This window comes from Sporanaerobacter sp., from assembly GCF_047830725.1.
Classification (GTDB): domain Bacteria; phylum Bacillota; class Clostridia; order Tissierellales; family Sporanaerobacteraceae; genus Sporanaerobacter.
In genome coordinates, this window is record NZ_CP181252.1 from 831,396 (window position 1) to 849,563 (window position 18,168).

Annotated in this window: 21 protein-coding genes and 1 other annotated feature; of the genes, 4 read left to right on the forward strand and 17 right to left on the reverse strand. The window is 32.4% G+C overall.

Annotated elements, in window-relative coordinates; all coding sequences use genetic code 11:
- Positions 1–13 precede the first annotated feature (13 nt).
- The 5 genes from ACFWUA_RS03970 to ACFWUA_RS03990 form a co-directional block, all read right to left on the reverse strand.
- Positions 14–1,477 carry an aminotransferase class I/II-fold pyridoxal phosphate-dependent enzyme gene (locus ACFWUA_RS03970; RefSeq protein ID WP_416198870.1) on the reverse strand — a complete coding sequence of 488 codons (1,464 nt, stop codon included), beginning with the start codon at positions 1,475–1,477 and terminating at the stop codon, positions 14–16.
- A 26-nt stretch (positions 1,478–1,503) separates the two neighbouring features.
- Entirely contained in the window at positions 1,504–2,841 is a 1,338-nt protein-coding gene (mgtE, locus tag ACFWUA_RS03975; RefSeq protein WP_416198871.1) for a magnesium transporter, read from the reverse strand.
- Positions 2,842–3,042: 201 nt separating this feature from the next.
- The gene (locus ACFWUA_RS03980; RefSeq protein WP_416198872.1) at positions 3,043–4,083 is read right to left on the reverse strand and encodes an Mrp/NBP35 family ATP-binding protein; all 1,041 of its coding nucleotides are present in this window, start codon (positions 4,081–4,083) and stop codon (positions 3,043–3,045) included.
- 118 nt (positions 4,084–4,201) lie between these two features.
- Positions 4,202–4,501, reverse strand: coding sequence for a HesB-like protein (locus ACFWUA_RS03985; protein ID WP_416198873.1), 300 nt, complete (start codon positions 4,499–4,501; stop codon positions 4,202–4,204).
- Between the two features lie 136 nt (positions 4,502–4,637).
- Positions 4,638–5,015, reverse strand: a complete 378-nt coding sequence (locus ACFWUA_RS03990; protein ID WP_416198874.1) for a phage holin family protein — start codon at positions 5,013–5,015, stop codon at positions 4,638–4,640.
- A gap of 162 nt (positions 5,016–5,177) precedes the next feature.
- Between ACFWUA_RS03990 and ACFWUA_RS03995 the strand changes: the two genes are divergently transcribed.
- Positions 5,178–5,363: a DUF1858 domain-containing protein gene (locus tag ACFWUA_RS03995; RefSeq protein ID WP_352405095.1), complete on the forward strand. Its 186-nt coding sequence runs from the start codon at positions 5,178–5,180 to the stop codon at positions 5,361–5,363.
- Between the two features lie 54 nt (positions 5,364–5,417).
- Here ACFWUA_RS03995 and ACFWUA_RS04000 read toward each other — a convergent pair whose 3' ends face one another.
- Both ACFWUA_RS04000 and ACFWUA_RS04005 read right to left on the reverse strand, forming a co-directional pair.
- Positions 5,418–5,648: a glutaredoxin family protein gene (locus ACFWUA_RS04000; protein WP_416198875.1), complete on the reverse strand. Its 231-nt coding sequence runs from the start codon at positions 5,646–5,648 to the stop codon at positions 5,418–5,420.
- 68 nt (positions 5,649–5,716) lie between these two features.
- Positions 5,717–5,944, reverse strand: coding sequence for a glutaredoxin family protein (locus ACFWUA_RS04005; RefSeq protein WP_416198876.1), 228 nt, complete (start codon positions 5,942–5,944; stop codon positions 5,717–5,719).
- A gap of 165 nt (positions 5,945–6,109) precedes the next feature.
- Here ACFWUA_RS04005 and ACFWUA_RS04010 point away from each other — a divergent pair, with 165 nt between their 5' ends.
- Positions 6,110–6,385 (forward strand): late competence development ComFB family protein, encoded by a 276-nt coding sequence (locus ACFWUA_RS04010; RefSeq protein ID WP_416198877.1) that lies wholly within the window; start codon positions 6,110–6,112, stop codon positions 6,383–6,385.
- Between the two features lie 14 nt (positions 6,386–6,399).
- Here the strand turns inward: ACFWUA_RS04010 and ACFWUA_RS04015 are convergent, their stop codons facing one another.
- From ACFWUA_RS04015 to metG, 6 genes are all read right to left on the reverse strand, one after another.
- Positions 6,400–6,768, reverse strand: a complete 369-nt coding sequence (locus tag ACFWUA_RS04015; protein WP_416198878.1) for an ArsR/SmtB family transcription factor — start codon at positions 6,766–6,768, stop codon at positions 6,400–6,402.
- Between the two features lie 67 nt (positions 6,769–6,835).
- Positions 6,836–7,894, reverse strand: coding sequence for a hypothetical protein (locus ACFWUA_RS04020; protein ID WP_416198879.1), 1,059 nt, complete (start codon positions 7,892–7,894; stop codon positions 6,836–6,838).
- A 28-nt stretch (positions 7,895–7,922) separates the two neighbouring features.
- On the reverse strand, positions 7,923–8,792 hold the full coding sequence (gene rsmA / locus ACFWUA_RS04025; RefSeq protein WP_416198880.1) for a 16S rRNA (adenine(1518)-N(6)/adenine(1519)-N(6))-dimethyltransferase RsmA: 870 nt from the start codon (positions 8,790–8,792) through the stop codon (positions 7,923–7,925).
- Entirely contained in the window at positions 8,782–9,330 is a 549-nt protein-coding gene (gene rnmV / locus ACFWUA_RS04030) for a ribonuclease M5 (protein WP_416198881.1), read from the reverse strand. Before rnmV ends, rsmA begins: the two co-directional genes overlap by 11 nt.
- Before the next feature lie 20 nt (positions 9,331–9,350).
- The gene (locus ACFWUA_RS04035) at positions 9,351–10,118 is read right to left on the reverse strand and encodes a TatD family hydrolase (RefSeq protein WP_416198882.1); all 768 of its coding nucleotides are present in this window, start codon (positions 10,116–10,118) and stop codon (positions 9,351–9,353) included.
- A gap of 15 nt (positions 10,119–10,133) precedes the next feature.
- Positions 10,134–12,068: a methionine--tRNA ligase gene (gene metG, locus ACFWUA_RS04040; protein ID WP_416198883.1), complete on the reverse strand. Its 1,935-nt coding sequence runs from the start codon at positions 12,066–12,068 to the stop codon at positions 10,134–10,136.
- A gap of 50 nt (positions 12,069–12,118) precedes the next feature.
- Positions 12,119–12,358 (reverse strand) — a binding site (T-box leader).
- A gap of 133 nt (positions 12,359–12,491) precedes the next feature.
- Between metG and ACFWUA_RS04045 the strand changes: the two genes are divergently transcribed.
- Both ACFWUA_RS04045 and ACFWUA_RS04050 read left to right on the forward strand, forming a co-directional pair.
- Complete coding sequence (locus ACFWUA_RS04045; protein WP_416198884.1) at positions 12,492–12,815, forward strand: hypothetical protein; 324 nt, start codon at positions 12,492–12,494, stop codon at positions 12,813–12,815.
- A 281-nt stretch (positions 12,816–13,096) separates the two neighbouring features.
- On the forward strand, positions 13,097–14,131 hold the full coding sequence (locus tag ACFWUA_RS04050; RefSeq protein WP_416198885.1) for a 3D domain-containing protein: 1,035 nt from the start codon (positions 13,097–13,099) through the stop codon (positions 14,129–14,131).
- Between the two features lie 23 nt (positions 14,132–14,154).
- Here ACFWUA_RS04050 and ACFWUA_RS04055 read toward each other — a convergent pair whose 3' ends face one another.
- The 4 genes from ACFWUA_RS04055 to ACFWUA_RS04070 are packed head-to-tail and all read right to left on the reverse strand — an operon-like array spanning position 14,155 to position 18,147.
- Positions 14,155–14,673 (reverse strand): spore maturation protein, encoded by a 519-nt coding sequence (locus ACFWUA_RS04055; RefSeq protein WP_416198886.1) that lies wholly within the window; start codon positions 14,671–14,673, stop codon positions 14,155–14,157.
- A complete protein-coding gene (locus ACFWUA_RS04060) occupies positions 14,670–15,251 on the reverse strand; it encodes a nucleoside recognition domain-containing protein (RefSeq protein WP_416198887.1) in 582 nt (193 codons plus the stop codon). Before ACFWUA_RS04060 ends, ACFWUA_RS04055 begins: the two co-directional genes overlap by 4 nt.
- A gap of 55 nt (positions 15,252–15,306) precedes the next feature.
- Positions 15,307–17,142, reverse strand: a complete 1,836-nt coding sequence (locus ACFWUA_RS04065) for an ATP-binding protein (protein ID WP_416198888.1) — start codon at positions 17,140–17,142, stop codon at positions 15,307–15,309.
- 12 nt (positions 17,143–17,154) lie between these two features.
- Entirely contained in the window at positions 17,155–18,147 is a 993-nt protein-coding gene (locus ACFWUA_RS04070; protein WP_416198889.1) for a DNA double-strand break repair nuclease NurA, read from the reverse strand.
- Positions 18,148–18,168: the final 21 nt, after the last annotated feature.

Consider the following 18,168-nt stretch of genomic DNA (forward strand, 5'->3'; position numbering starts at 1 on the left):
AAAAAGTGCTAGGTCAATAAGAACCTAGCACTTTTATATAGTCCACTTCTGGATCTTCTGTTCCTTGAAGTGAGCTATTTTGTCTTTTAAGCATGACTATATAATCTATCATATCTTTTGAAATACGTTCTCCAGGTATGACAATTGGTATTCCTGGTGGATAAACCATTATAGATTCTCCACTTATTTGACCTTCTGCCTCTTCCAATTTAACTATCTTTTTCCTGCTATAAAAGGCTTCCCTTGGAGATACGATAAGTTCTGGATTTTCCAATACTGAAACTTTATCAAAACGTATTTTAAAATTATCTTTTCTATATTTTTTAGCAATATCCTTTAAGGCCTTTATCAAAGCATCAACAGATTCGTCATTATCTCCAAAGCTTATGAGAGCCAATATATTGAATACATCTCCCATTTCAACCTGAATATTGTATTCATCTCTCAATATATTGTACACTTCAAATCCTGTAAGACCTAAGTCGGATACATTTATACCCAATTTGGTTTCGTCAAAATCAAATGTTCCAGGAGTTCCTACAAGTTCTTTCCCAAAAGCATATAATCCATCTATTTTATTTATCTCTTCTCTTGCCTTTCTTGCAAGTCGCAAAGTCTCAGAAAGAAGTTCCTGACCATGAATTGCTAAAGTTTTTCTTGCTATATCAAGACTTGACATGAGAAGATATGAGGCACTAGTAGTTTGAGTTAAACTGAGTACAGTTCTTACGGTTTTTTCATCTACTAATCCTTCCTTTATGAGGAGTAAGGAACTTTGAGTAAGAGAACCACCAGTCTTGTGCATACTTACAGCACACATATCTGCACCCAATTCAATAGCATCATAGGGAAGCTCATCATGAAATCTAAAATGAGCTCCATGAGCCTCATCTACAAGAACTGCCATACCATATTTATGAGCAATTTTAACTATGCTCTTTATATCAGAAACAGCTCCATAATAAGTAGGATTTATCAAAAATATGGCTTTTGCATCAAAATTTCTGGCTATTGCCTTTTCTACGTCTTCAATAGAAACTCCCATGGCTATGCCAAGCCTTTCATTTATTTCCGGCTGAATATATACTGGAATAGCACCACTTAATATAAGCCCATTTATAGCAGACTTGTGAGCATTTCTAGGCATTATTATTTTATCTCCAGGTTCGCAAACACTCATGATCATAGCTTGAACTCCTGATGTAGTCCCGTTGACTAAAAAAAACGAATGGTCTGCCCAATAGGCTTCAGCTGCTAAATCCTCTGCCTCTTTTATGACTCCTATGGGATTACTTAAATTGTCCAAAGGTTTCATAGAATTTACATCTATTTGCAATACCTTGTTTCCCACAAACTCCCCAAATTCTTTCAGCCCTACTCCATGTTTATGTCCAGGAACATCAAAAGGTATGACATTTCTCTCTTGATATGCTTTTAGTGCATCAAACAATGGAGTTTTATTTTGATTAGATACCATTAGCACTCCTCCAGTGTGAAATAAATTTAAATATGCAAAATCAATGAAGCTACAGTAAAATAAACTGTTAAACTCAATGCATCCACTATAGTTGTAATAAGTGGACTTGCCATTATAGCTGGGTCTATTTTCAACTTTTTAGCTGCAATAGGAAGTATTCCACCTATTACTTTTGAGGCTACGACAGTGAAAAATAAAGTTATAGAAACTGTAATAGCAATATTAAATCCAACTTTTTCTATATAATATATCCTCAAAAAATTCACCAAAGCTAGCGTTACTCCTACTATAATACTTATCCTGAATTCTTTCCATATAACTTTACCTATATCTTTAGGATGTACTTCACCTAAAGCTATACCTCTAATCACCAATGTAGAAGATTGGCTTCCTGCATTTCCGCCAGTATCCATAAGCATAGGTATGAAAGAAGCCAAGAGTACTGTGGACTGAAGAACATCTTCGAATTTTGTTATAATTCTTTGAGTAAAAGTAGCTGATATCATTAAAAACAACAACCACAATATCCTATGTTTAGCCAAATTAAAAACACCAGTATCTAAATATTCATCTTCTGATGGAGACATAGCAGCCATCTTTTGAAAGTCTTCTGTATTTTCCTTGTCTATAACATCCATTATGTCATCAACAGTTATGATACCAGTAAGTCTATTTTCCTTATCTACTACTGGAAGAGCCAAAAAACCATATTTTCTAAAAAGTGCAGCTACAGTTTCTTGATCATCATGGGTATTTACATATATGACATCTCTGTTCATTATATTTTTTATAATCTCATTTTCTTCACTAACTACAAGCTTTCTTAGAGAAACTATTCCTTCTAATTTTCTATTGGAATCTGTTACATAACATGTATAAACTGTTTCTTTAGAAAGGCCTGTTTCTTTTATGTGAGCTAATGCCTCTCCAACAGTCATCTCTTTCTTTAAATCCACATACTCAATAGTCATTAGACTTCCAGCTGAGTCCTGTGGATAGTTTAAAAATTGATTTATACGTTTTCGCTCTTCTTGATTTGAATTTAGCAATATCTTTTTTACAACATTTGCTGGCATTTCCTCAAGCAAGTCAATCATATCATCAAAGTACAACTCGTCTATAATATACTTCAATTCCTTGTCTGTAATACAACTTACTATTTCCTTTTGTTTATCTACTGGGAAATATGAAAATACATCTACCGCTATATCCTTAGGCAGCATCCTAAACAACATAAGTGCTACAGTTATATCCACTTCTTCCAATATTTCTTCTATGTCTATTGGATTCATCTTGATAAGTTCTTCTCTCAATTCACGATACTTCTTCTGTTCTAACAGCATTTTAATTTTTCTTTCATCCATTAAAATTCCCCCCTTGGAAGAACCATAAGTAAAAGTGATGAATATGGTTCTTCCCTTCTAATATTAAATTTTCTACTCGGACTACCAGATAAGGGCCCAGAATCCATTATCATCACCTCCAATTTAATTCTTCCATAGGCGTGAATATATTATACTATATTTATAGACTATTCTATTATAGTAAATTTTTCAACATTTTTTTTAAATCTCTGCAATTATTTTTTCCCCAATGGTCTTGTATATTTTACCAATTGGAGAATTTAAATCTACTACTGGTGAAATGCCTTTGTCACTTCCCTCTCTAATTTCTTTAAGTAGCGGAATTTCACCTAAGAAGTTCACACCTAATTCTTGGCTTAATTTTTCTCCCTCTCCAGAGCCAAATATATAATGTTTTTCACCACATTTGTCACATTCAAAGTAAGACATGTTTTCTATAACTCCAATTATATCAGTATTAGTCTTTTGAGCCATAATACCTAATCTTTTTGCCACGCCCTTGGCTGTAATCTGCGGAGTTGTCACTATTAAGAAATTAGCATCTTTTACTTCTTGCATGATACTAAGAGGTATATCACCAGTTCCTGGAGGCAAATCTAAGAGCAAGAAATCTAACTCACCCCAATATACTTCATTCATAAATTGTTCAAGTACCCCTGAAAGAACAGGCCCTCTCCAAATAAGTGCTTCATCTTCTTCTACTAGATTACCCATAGACATGATTTTTACTCCATTAGCTTCTACAGGAATAATAGCTTGATCTCCAATAGCCATTGGCCTTACACCTTTTATACCCATTATCTGAGGTATACTATAGCCTAATATATCTGCATCTATAAGTCCTACTTTATATCCCATATTTGCCAATGTCACAGCTAAATTTGCTGTAACAGTAGACTTACCTACTCCACCTTTTCCACTTCCAATAGCTAATATAGTAGTGTTTTCAAAAGAATTTAAAGAATTTTTTTCTTTGCCAAATAGTGCTTCTTTTTCCCTATCTGACATCTCGCCAAATTGGACATTTACATTTTTTACTCCTTCTATTTTACCCACTTCACTTAATATATCTTCCCTCATCTTGTTTTTTAGTGGACATCCCATAGTAGTCAATGCAACTACAATCTTAATATTCCCATTATCTATCGAAACATCCTTAATCATATTTAATTCCACTAAATTTCTATTAAGTTCAGGATCATATACATTCTCAAGTGCAGCATATATTTCATTCTTGTCCATTTTCTAACCTCCTCATCTGCGACAGCAGGGACGGTTCTCCCTGTCGCAAAATTCTTATTGCCGTTTAACTCTATTATATCCAATATAATAGAAAAAAGATAGGTAAATACCTATCTTTTTAACAATGTGAGCCTCCACGGTCTGCTGTGACTTGGAAGCCTCTTCTCAACCAATTGTTTGAATAATCAATATTGAATTCATCAAAATTGTTGACTATGTCTTGATCTAACACAAATGTGAAATCATCTACTTTAACTATACTATCATCATCTTTTTGCTCATCCAGAGCTAGTCCAAAGCTTGGTCCACTTCAGCCAAGACCTGCCACATAAATTCTTAAAGCACTGTCTTGTTTATTTTTGGATTCTAAATATTTTCTCAATTCTTCTCTTGCTACTTGAGTCAATTCTATATTCATAATTTGTTTTCCTCCTTTTGATTTTCTACGCTATATATACCCCCCATGGGTATCTTAAATCATATTATATATTATATTTTTTTATATGTCAAACAAAATATACCCTCCAGCTAAAGATTTAGCTGGAGGGTTTTCACTACATCGCTCTTCCAGGAATGATAGCATCTAAAATACCTATAACTAAGGCTCCTATTATGGCTCCCCATATGGATATATTAAATCCGGGAACTATAAATTTTGTAGCATATAATATGATTGCTGAAATGATAAAACCTGTAATTCCTCTCCCAAAAGGCGAGGCATCTACTCCTGCAATCTTTTGTATAAAGTAATCAAGAAGAGCAATCACAATAGATGCTATAATAAGACTCCACATTCCATTTATTGTGAATCCTGGAGTAAGTAGTGCTGCTACTCCTACTATTATAGCAGTGATAATAATTCTTAAAAATATTTCTCCTATACTAGTGTTTTTAGTGTCTCTGGTTCTATTGTTGTTGTCATTATTATCCATATAAACACCTCCTGTTATAAATAATCTCCACATTAAATTTTTTTATGCAAAAAATTAAATATTTTTAAAAATATATGGAATTATAAATTTGGGGGTATAAAGAGTATATGAAATATGTTAATATAAATATAAGTTTTATAAGATTTTAAAGGAGGCCAAAGAATGGAAATAACAAAAGATATGTTGATAGGCGAAATAGTTCGCAATAAACCAGAAGCTATTGAAACTCTTTTGCGATTTGGTATGGGTTGCATCGGTTGCCCATCAAGCCAAATGGAATCACTAGAAGAAGCAGCTATGGTTCATGGTATAAATCTTGAAGAACTTCTAAGAGCTTTAAATCAATAAAGATACAAAAAAGAGGGAGTAAAATCACTCCCTCTTTTTGTGTCTTTTTCAATTTTATTTGTTAAGTAATTGTTCTAATCTATCTCTATCAAAACCAACTACCTCTTCGCCATCTACGAATATTACTGGCACTCCCATATGGCCCATATTCATTAGTTCTTTTCTCGCCTGCATGTCGGTTTGAACATTTTTTTCAGTATAGCTTATTCCTTTTTGAGCAAAATATTCCTTTGCCGCTACGCAATGTGGGCATGTGTTTGTTGAATATATAACAACATCTGCCATTTTAAATTCCTCCTTAAATTTTTCTATATATATAATATACCCCATATAGGTATATTCATCAAGTAAAATTATCCAAGAACGCTATCTATTTTTTGTTTGTCAAATCCAACTATCTCCCGCTTATTTATTATTATTACAGGAACAGTACGGTATCCCATAGCTAGCAGCTCTTGTTTTGCCTGAAAATCTTTGTGAACATTTTTTTCATTGTATTTTATGCCCTTTTCTGAAAGGTATTTTTTAGCCTTTATGCAATAAGGACAAGTATCTGTAGTATATATTGTTACATCACTCATAAAAAAGACCCCTTTCAGTACTACTAGTTATTTCTATAATACCCTGCAATTATATTTTTTAATCAAAATCAAATAATTAATAGGACTAAAGTATTATATTATATGATAAAAGGGTATTATTGTGATATAATAATAAAGTCAAATATATAAAAAGGGTTGATTCAAATGATAAAAAACTATATGGAAATAGTAGTTTCTGAAGTATTAGATGAAGTACTTAAAAATTATGATATTTGCAAATGTGAAAATTGTATAGATGATATAAAATCTATTGCACTAAACAATTTACCACCAGTATATTTTCTCTCTTCTGAGGCTGAAGGTGAAAAAAAAGCTTTTTTATTAGATAGGCAAAGGAGAATATCAGTTTTGGCCAAAGTGGCAGAAGCAGTAGAAATAGTCATGAATAATGAACATAACAAAAATAAAAATGAGGGCTAATTTTTACCTCATTTTTATTGATGTTTGACATGATCTAATCCTTGATTGAACAATTCCAATACATGATCATCATCAAGGGAATAAATAACCATTTTCCCTTCTTTTCTAAATTTCACCAATTTTAGATTTCTAAGTATTCTCAAATGATGAGATATAGCTGATTGAGTCATGTCCAAAAGTTGAGCTATATCACATACACACAATGGAGTTTTAGAAAGGACATATATTATATTGAGCCTTGTAGGATCAGACAAAGCCTTAAACGTTTCTGAAAGCCTAGTTATTTTTTCTTCTTCTAGCATACTTGATTTGATTTCATTGAAACTATCCATATCTATAGCGCTAACATCACATATTTCTTTTTCTTCATTGGTTTTTTTCAATTTTGTCGTTGCAATATATGCAACTGGCCTCCCTTCAAAACACTTTATATGATTATATCATACTTTTTCAATAATATGGAGTCATAGGGTTTATTGGAAAAATGACTTTGCCTGTCATAGAATTTATATACAATATCCAGTAGCCTATGCCATCTTCAGATTCAAACCAGGTATTAAATCCCGTAACTCCTCTATAAGGATGTTCTGAAGAAGTAAATGTCCCAGGTATTCCATACATATAATACTTTATATCATTGTTTTCTGTATATAATCCAAATAAATAATGATTGTATTTTGCTATGAGTTCTTGACAAGTAGTCGCATTGGGCATGAAAGGATAGACATTGGACATATTTGAAAGATAATAGTAGTATGGCAAAAATCCCCTATGTATATTTGCTCCATCATATTCTATTCTCCACCAATCATATCCTTCTAAATTGGCATTGAAAGGCTTTACATAGGGAAAAAACCTCAATATATTCAAAATATAGTTTGACATCTGATTTTTATAACTCAATTGTTTTATATATTCAATATTTAAATCTTCTCCATATTCAAATTCTGTTTCTACATCTTCTTCTACTTTTTCTACTTTTTCTACTTCTTCATTTTTAGGTAATTCTTGTATTGCTTCTTCTGCTTTTTCCAATATCTGTGGCTCCAAGAATTCTTCTTCTGTTTCTACTTTTTCTTTCTGAGAAACTTCTTCGCCATACGAATTCTTATCTATTTTGGAAATGTATTTTGATAAAAATTTATTCTTTTCATCAATGTATCCAGTAAGTAACACATTTTTCCCTTTTCTAAGAACTATAGCACTATATTTGTCAATGGAATATTCACTATCGCCTACATTTTTAGGGTTAAAAAATACTTCTAAGTTTCCTTTGCCCCTTTCGTCTGTGAAAATCCTCCCCATTTCTTTTTCTATAAAATCTTGACCATTTGCTCCTACCAAATAAACTTTATAAAAACTTTCTTTTTCGCATCTGTCTATGTTTATGGACATCTTTCCCTTGTTCTCTCTAATTTCGAGCAATACATGACCTTTAGGTTTTATAGCAAGTATACTATTTAAATCATCTCTTAGAATGACAAATTTTCTAGTATATATGAATTCCAAAAAAAATCCCCCCTTTTAAATCTTATTATTAATATATGAATGAAGGGGGGATTAGTGAACTAATCTTTGCAAAATCTTCAATATTTAAATTTTCTGCTCTTTCTCTAGGATCTATATTGCATTTAAGTAGTATAGCCTTTAGTTCTTCTTTTTCCATCCCAAGACCAGCCGAAAGCGAATTTAATATGGTCTTTCTTCTCTGTGAAAACGAAGCCTTTACAGTTTTAAAGAAAATTTCTTTATCTTTTAATTGAATTTTTTCATCTCTCATTTTAAGAAATATAATTGCAGAATCTACATTTGGCTTAGGCATAAAAACTGTTTTGGGAACATTTAATACTATTTCCGCTTCTGTATAATAATTTACAAATACAGACAATGAGCCATAATCTTTGCTCCCTGGACTTGCACTCATTCTTTCTGCTACTTCCTTTTGGACCATGACCAATATGCTATCAATGTCCATCTCTTCTTCTAAAAGTTTCGTAATAATTGGAGTGGTAATATAATAGGGAAGATTGGCTACAATTTTTATACTTCCACCATCAAACTTTTCCTCAAACAATTTAGGCAAATCTATTTTAAGTATATCTCCATGAATTATTTCTACATTTTCATATTTCCCCAAGGTTTCATCAAGTATAGGCAAAAGATTTTTATCCAATTCTACTGCTACTACTTTTTTTGCTCTAATAGCTAATTCTTCTGTCAATGTTCCTATTCCAGGACCTATTTCCAATACATTATCTGTAGAATTTATATTCCCTTTTTCACATATTTTTCTAACTATATTTCCATCTATGAGAAAATTTTGCCCAAGACTTTTAGAAAAACTAAAACCATATTTGTTTATTATCTCTTTTACATAGCTGGGAGAATATAATCTTTTATCGTTCATTATCTACTTCCATCCTCTCCAGTGCTTCTATGAATTCTTCTCTTGAAACCCCATAGTTGTTTAGTCTATTTAGAAATTGCTTGGAATTTGCATATCCTATACCAAGTATCCTTCCCAATTCTTCTCTTTTCTTTCTCGAATCTTCTCCTCCTGCCAATCCAAAAATTAGCATATCTTCTTGAGAAAATTCCTCTCTTTTTTCCGCCATAACAGGTCTAGCCTTTTCAATGGCCTCAAGAATATCTTCACTATTTGCATTTTCTACTCCAATATCGCCTTTTTTCATAGCCTTTCCCTTTGGCAAAAATGCATGTTTACAATTTTTAAGTTCTTTTGATATTTCTCGTCTTATTTTATCTCCTGCAAAATCCGGATCAGTAAGTATTATAACTCCTCTTTTTTCTGCTATGGTTTTCAAATTTCTTAAAAACTCCTCATTAAAACCATATCCTCCCGTCGCTATAACTTCTGCATCTACTGCAGCTTTTACAGCTTGAATATCATCCTTTCCTTCCACTACGATGACTTCCTTTATCAAAACAATCTCCCCTCACAATTTCATTTAATATTAAATATCTTTTTTGCATTTTCACTACTTGCTTTAGCTATTTGCTCAAAACTCACACCTTTCAATTCTGCTATCATACCCGCTACATACCTTACATACAAAGGCTCATTTCGCTTTCCTCTGTGAGGTTCTGGAGTCAAATATGGAGAATCTGTCTCTATAAGCAATCTATCTAAAGGTACATCTTTTGCCACTTCTTTAGAAACTTTTGAATTTTTAAAAGTAACCGGACCTGCAAAAGAAATATAAAACCCAAGTTTTATATACTCTTTAGCCATTTCTAAACTTCCTGAATAGCAATGCAATACTCCTCTTAAATTGTCACAAGCTTCAGCTTTTATTATGTCATAAGTATCTTTAATAGCATCTCTTGAATGAACAATAATAGGCAAATCCATTTCCTTAGCCAATTGGATTTGTCTTTTAAACCATTTTTTCTGAATTTCTCTAGGAGAATTGTCATAGTAGTAGTCAAGGCCTATTTCACCTATAGCCACTACCTTTTCTCTATTTCCCAGAGCCCTTAATGCTTCTATAGTACTTTCATCCATTTCTTCTGCTGAGTGGGGATGAACCCCCACTGCAGCATATATATTTTCATATTTCTCTGCCAATTTCACTGCTTTTATACTACTTGAAAGATCCGCACCTGGGTCTATTACAAGAGATATATTATTTTTCTCTAAAGATTTTATAACTTCTTCTCTATCCTTGTCAAATCTTTCATCATCTAAATGAGCATGACTATCTATAAGCATATTTTTCAACTCCTATTAACTTATTGTAGCTCCAGATGGTATATCTTCTAGGGTACTCACCAATGTAAGCACTCCATCTTTTTCTGCTGCCAATACCATTCCATGAGACTCTACTCCCCTTAATTTTACAGGTTTCAAGTTTGACACAAGTACTACCTTTTTGCCAACTAAATCTTCAGGACTATAGTATTTTCTTATACCTGATACTACTTGCCTTTTTTCTTCTCCTACCTTTAATTGCAATACCAAAAGTTTATCTGCATTTGGATGTTTTTCTGCACTCAAAACTTCTGCTACTTTTAATTCTATTTTATCAAAATCGTCAATAGTTATATAGTTCTCTTCCTTTTTTTCTTTACCTTTTTTAGCATTTCTTTCTTCTATGAGTTTTGAATTGGCTTCATCTAGTCTTTCTAGTTCTTTCTTTATATCTAGCCTTGGGAATATTGGATTTCCTCTATTGACTTTTTGTCCTACTGGTATTTGTCCCCATACTTTCGAATCATCCCAAGAAATATTTTTATCTGAAAAGCCCAATTGTCTTCTTACCTCATCTGAAGTTCTTTCCATAAAAGGCCTTATGAGTATAGATACAATCCTTAAACTTTCACATAAATTGTAAAGAACCGTATTTAATCTTTCACTATCTCCTTCTTTTGCAAGAACCCAAGGAGTAGTTTCATCTATATATTTATTTGTCCTTCTGATAAGTTTCCAAATTTCTTCTAATGCTCCACTAAAATTCAACTTATCCATATGCTCTTCAACTTTTTCTGATACACCTATTGCCAATTCTTTAAGTTCATCATCAAATTCACCAGCCTTTAGAGCTTCTGGAATAAGTCCATCGTTGTATTTTTCTACCATAGTCACAGTTCTACTCACTAAATTCCCTAAATCGTTGGCCAAATCTGAATTGAGCCTAGTCAAGAATTTTTCTCTTGAAAATGAACCATCTTGACCAAAGGAAAATTCTCTTAGCAAGAAATACCTAAAAGAATCTATTCCATATAATTCAATGATTGGCTCTGGATATATGACATTGCCTTTGGATTTTGACATCTTGTCATTTTCAAACAATATCCAACCATGACCAAACACTTTCTTTGGCAATTCTATATCCAATGCCATGAGTACTGCTGGCCAAATAATAGTATGGAATCTAACTATTTCTTTTCCCACTAAATGAACATCACAAGGCCAATACTTTTTAAATTTTTCATCATTCTCTGTGCCATATCCCAATGCAGTTAAATAGCAAAGCAATGCATCTAACCATACATATACAACATGTTTATCATCAAAAGGAACTTTTACTCCCCAATCAAAAGTAGTCCTAGATACACAAAGGTCTTCCAATCCTGCATTTAAAAAGTTGTTAAGCATTTCATTTTTTCTAGATTCAGGTTGCAAGAATTCTGGATTTTCTTCAAACAATTTTATGAGATCATCTCTATATTTTGAAAGCTTGAAAAAATAAGCTTCTTCTTTGGTCTTGTGAACTTCTCTTCCACAGTCAGGGCATTTTCCATCTACAAGTTGACTTTCTGTCCAGAAAGATTCACAAGGTGTACAATACAATCCTTCATAATATGATTTGTAAATGTCCCCCTTATTGTATAGCTTTTCAAATATTTTTTGTACTGCCTTTTCATGTTCAATATCTGTAGTCCTTGTAAAAGCATCATAAGATATGTCTAACATTGCCCAAAGTTCTTTGATGTCTTTCACTATTCCATCTACATATTCTTTTGGAGATACTCCATTTTCTTTTGCCTTTTCTTGTATTTTTTGCCCATGCTCATCAGAACCAGTAACTAGCATTACATCATATCCCATAAGCTTTTTATATCTCTTTAAAGTATCGGCAGCTACAGTAGTATAAGTATGCCCTATATGAAGATTGTCACTTGGATAATATATAGGTGTAGTAATATAATAATTCTTCATTTCAATTCCTCCTTATTTTTTTCTAAACAAAAAACCTCCATCTCTAAAACAATAGAGACGAAGGTATTCTTCGCGGTACCACTCCAATTCATTTAAACTTCACAGTTTAAATCTCTATAGGTTACAATCATAACCTTGCAATCTTAACGGTTGCAAACCCGTTATAGCCTACTTTTTTCAGCTATACAGTTTAGGGGCCATATTCGGTAAGGCTTTGAACGCTGGCTTTCACCTTTCCCAGCTCTCTAATGTTCAAAATACAGACCTACTCTTCCCTGCATTACCTTTATTTTATAATACTCTATTTATTTAAATAATATACAAGATTAATGATAAAATGTCAAGGATAAAAAGATAGTAGCCAGTATTTATTAAGTACATATAATAATATTAGCTAAAATTTTAAAAGGAGTTGATTTTTTTATGTATTTACCTATGAACCAAGACCCTTATATGTTCGACCCTTATATGCCTGCAGTTCCACCACTATATCCTATGGATACTTTTATGTATGAAAACTATATGCCTATATATGATCCATATGTAAATGAAATGCCTATTTATCCAGCAAATAACGTAACCATCATGTGTCCAATGATGGATCCAAATTTTAGGCAATGCATGGAATTCTGCATGAACCAATGTGGAATGTATAAAAATCCTATAGAAACAGAAGATACAAAAAATTTTTTACCTGAAGAAACAGAAAATTTTTTACCTACAAGTACTGAAGAAATAGAGGAATAGTAGGTTTTTACCAAAAATATCCTTAAATTTTCCTGAAATTTTGTGACTAGTGCTTCTGAGCTTTGCCAGTATTTATGCGGCTTGGAGGCACTAAATTTTTTTTCGACAAAATCTGATATTTTTCTAAAAATGAAGAATAATTATTTTTACAATTGGATATAATAGCTATTTATCAAGTGTTTTTCTGAATTTATCTAATTTTCTAACTTTTTACCAAAAAATTTGACAAACAATTTCTTTTTAAATAGAATACAATAAGTCAAACTTGAGGAGGGAAAAACATGGATGAATTTTCAGTAAAACCTAAGCGCTATCTGAAAATTACAACTATCCTCGCTATAGCAGCTATAATTTGTTTAGGCATTTATGAGGAAAAGACTAAAACAGTTACTATTTGCATAGATGATAGCAAAAAAACAATAAGAACATTAAAACCTACTGTAGGTGATGTTCTCCAAAGCGAAGGAATTAAATTAGAGGAAGGAGGATATATTAGCCACAAGGCTACTGACAAGCTAAAGAAAGATACTACTATAACAATAAAAACACCTAAAATTTATAAAATAAAGTTTGGCGAAAAGACATTGGAAGTAAAGTCCACAGAAGACACTGTAGAAAATATATTGAAAGATGTAAATATAGATTTAGATGAAAATGACTATACTTATCCAGCACTAAGTGCAAAAGTAAATCCTATGGATGAAATTGAAGTAGTCAATGTAGATGAAATTGTTGAAACAGTCAAAAAAGATATCCCTTTTGAAGAAGTTGTAAGGAAAACCAACAAATTAGAAAAAGGCACTTCAAAAGTTGTACAAGAAGGCAAAACAGGGCTTAAAGAAATTCAAGTAAAAAAAGTATTTAAAAATGGCCAGTTGGTTTCTGAAAAACTTATATCTGAAAAACTTGTTTCTAATCCCATACCAAAAGTAATTGAGAAAGGTACTAAGGAAAAAGAAATTTATGTTTCTTCAAGAGGAAATGTAAGATATAAAAAAGTTCTCACGGTAGTAGCAACTGCTTATGATTTATCCTATGCAAGTTGTGGAAAAAGGCCTGGTGACAGAGGATATGGAATTACAGCATCAGGTACAAAAGCAAGACCTGGAGTTGTATCAGTAGACCCTAGAGTTATTCCACTAGGAACTAAACTTTATGTTGAATCTCTTGATGGTAGGAGTGATTATGGTTTTGCGGTAGCAGAGGATACAGGTAGCGCTATAAAAGGTAACAGAATTGATTTATTCTTTACAAGTGGAAAAGAGGCCAAAATTTTTGGTAGAAGAAAAGTAAAAGTTTATATATTAGAAGACTAGGAATATTCCTAGTCTTCCTACTTTCAAAAAAATATATTGCATACAAAAACTGAAGCAAATATAGAAGCAATATAAGATATCATGGCTGCTTTCAGTGTATACCTATGATCTTTTATGCCAATAGAGCCAAAATATACAGCCATAGTATAAAATATAGTTTCAGAAGAACCCATCATGATTGAAGCTACTTGCCCTGGAAATGAATCTGGGCCATAGTTTTCTATGATGTCTTTTACTACACCCAATGCTCCACTACCTGAAATAGGCCTCATAATGAGCAATGGAAGTACCTCTACAGGAATCCCTACAAATTCCATGATAGGGCTTAATATATCCATGAGCATATAAAGAGCATGGGAACCCCTAAATATTCCTATAGAAACAAAAATAGCTATAAGATATGGCATTATCTTTATCGAAGTCTTTAGTCCTTCTTTTGCTCCCTCAACAAAAGCAGAATATATATCTATTCTTTTTAAATATCCATAAATAATTATAGTCAATGTCATAAAAGGGACAAGAACTATGGATATAACCTTCATGAACAATCACTCTTTTCAAAAAGTTTTACAGCCACTATTCCCACAATAGTAGAAACAGAAGTAGCTATAATACCAGGTCCCACTATCCCCGTTGGATCAGCTGAATGAGTATCATATCTAATTTTAAGTACAGTCAGTGGGATCAGTTGAACAGAGGACATATTTATGACGAGAAACATACACATGGCATTGGTAGCCTTTTTTTTATTCTTGTTTAATTTATTCATCTCTTCCATAGCTTTTAATCCAAAAGCTGTAGCTCCATTGCCTACTCCAAACATATTAGCTATGATATTCATGAGAATAAATCCTTCAGCAGGATGATTTTTGGGGATATCTGGAAACAAAAACCTCATTACAGGGCTAAAAAACTTTGACAACCTTTCTAGAAATCCAGATTCTTTTGCTATATTCATGATCCCAAGCCAAAAAGACATTATTCCCATAAGACTTATGGCAAAAGTCACTGCCTCTCCTGCTTCTTTTATGATGATATTGTTTATATCTCCAATTGTCCCAGAAAATATAGAATATACTATTCCTATAGTTATGAGCAAAAACCAAATGGTGCTCATCATAAAAAATCTCCCCTTCCATTTAGAATATATGAAAAGAGGAGAACTATAAGAACTTTTATTTATACATATCTCCAAAAGGAGTAGCTACTTTTTCGATTTTTTCACTCACTACTAGTTTTTCCATTTTTTCTTTTAATTGATCCATAGTAATAGTTTCCCCATACTCTTTTTCAACTTCCCCCAATATAGATAAAAATTGACATTCATTTATAGGAAGTTTATCTTTTATGATTCTATAAAACTTCTCTTCTTCTTCCTTGCTATATTTTTTAAGCTCATCAAAAGGATTTAATGTATGAGGACTTCTGGTCTTTGAAGCTCGTATTCTCACATATATAGTACGTCCCATAGTAGCAGAAGATATAAATACATCTCCAGATTTTAGATAGGGAAGTCTCCTTGCCTCTTCTTCTTTTATATCTGTTTCTTCTCTTATGGTCTGTATATCTGATGATCTGACAGTCCTAAAGATGAACTTTGTATTTAGCTGAGCTGTAATAGTTTCTTCCAAAAGAGTAGGCCTTTGGGTTGCCAATATCAAAAACACTCCATATTTTCTTCCTTCTTGGGATATTTCCTTTAATACAGCTTTTGAAGGACATTCATATCCCTTTGGAGCAAAATTGTGAGCTTCATCTGTGACTATAAAAAATGGTGGAAAATATTCGCTAGTTGTGTGTTTATATAATGCATCTTTAAAATCTCTTCTCTTGTGATAGAGATTATTTAATAAATAAGTGCTAAATACCTGTAGCATTCTAGTGCTTCCTTGAACAACTATGAGTTTCCCAAGTTTTAATCCTTCTTCTATCTCGTGAATATCATTTGAAAATATTCCTTCATTGTACAATTTTTTAAGTCTCCAAAATATTCCCTTTACAGAACTATAAGGACAGGTTTTGTCATAAGAATCATACAATTCCTTTCTCTTTTTCCAAGCTTCTGTTTCTGAAGTGGTTGTAGCCTCTTCTATTCTTTTTTTTATTTTTTCTTGGGAACCCTCTTCTTGAGCTTCAGAAAGCATCTTGAGTCTATCATGAAAGCTTTGATAGGAATCTTTTCGCTTGTACAATATATCTACTACATTGTTCATAGCATCAGTAAGTGTACTAGAAGCATCTAATAGATTTTTTAAATCTTGAGGACTCAAATCCTCAAATTTAACTCCCACATCATAGCCAACTTGAAGGCATTTAAATTTTCCAATGAAATCTTCTTTTTCATCATCAGGAAGATATTCCTGCATTTCAGAAAAATCCATTTCAAAATGAGGATCTAGAACTATTGTAGGTATATTTAACTTCATAAGTTCCTCTAAAACTACTCTAAGTCCAAAGGATTTTCCAGATCCAGAACCACCAAACACTCCTATATGAGGATATTGATGCATAGACTTTAAATCAAGTATATAGGGTATACCCCTTTGAGGTTCAAGCTTATCATCTTCAAAGGTATAGAGTATATTTTTAAGTTCCTCATCCATATCGTCTACCATTTGATCTGTATTTCTTATGAGACCCAAAACCAATCCTTCTTCTTTATTCGCCTTGACCATAAAATCCTTTACTTCATGAAATTTAGGTACTCTTACATCAGAGCCAGTTTCTACTGGATACTGAGCTTCATTTATAAGTCTTACCTTGGCAATATATATAGTATCTTCATCTATATTGTATCCTATGGCTCTTAAGGATTCCAATACGCTGGAGTCTACCAAATCTCCATTTATATTTAGCGGTATGTATCTATTGTAAGTATTGGCCTCTACAACCTCTCCCATTAAATCGCCTTGAACTTCATCCATTATGATTAAAAACTCATTTATTCTAAAGTTTCTATCTTTAGAACCTACATATACCTCTTGTTGAGTGGTAATTCCTACAACCTTCATCAAAAATCCCCCCTAAAGTGTTCTTTTGTCTCTTTCAGATATAAAAAGTTTTTCAAGTATTTCTCTGTCTAAATAAGTTTGCAAAATACTACGCATCATCTTATCCGATATTTTCACTTCACTATCTACTATATCAAGCCATAGTGGCACACCCCTACTATTTTCCGGTGTAAGAGTAAATACAAGCCTTGCCATTTCTTCTATATGCTCTCTTTGAGTATCTAGTATATCCATTCCAATCACACTAGGGGCATTGGAACTTCTCATAAATATAGAAGTAAATCCTTCTTTAGGTTTCTTTGCCACTGCATCTTTTATTTTAATCATCTCTCCATACTTGAGAAGTCCATATAGTAGTTCTCTATCATATAAATTTTCTGCCGTATGCAAGATTTTATCTTTAGCTAAATTTTCTCCAATAATGGAAGTTTTTATATCTTTTATCACGCCTATAAGTACAACTCCCCTGTTTTCACATTCTCTGCGAAGTTCTATCCACTTTTCAAAACACTCTATATCATATCGTATAAGAGAACCATCCATCATGATAGCATAGGGATTGTACTTTTTGACCCCTTCCAAAGCTACATCTACTTCTATACCAGCTAATTTATAGTTTTTAATTGCCTCTTCATTTCCATTAAGCCTTTCAATAAGTTCACTTTCCTCTTCTGTATATAATGGAGTGTAAAAATCTGCCTTGTAAATTGGAGAATTGTCATATATAGAACTTTTAGCTAAACCCTGATAGATTTCTAAATAATGAGGATAGGCTCCACCAATTCTATTTTTAGAACCATCAACTCCAATTATCCCACCATTTTTTAAATATTTTTCTATTTCTGCACTATTCATCTTTTCTATTTCAACTATTTCTCCTATATTTTCATCGATATAATCTTTTATTTCTCCAATATCCATTTTAAGAAGTTCATTGTATTTATTACACAAATTAGAATTTAAGCGTATAACTTTTTCTTTCAATTCCTCACTCAATCCGTACAAAATATCACCCCTTCATACTTC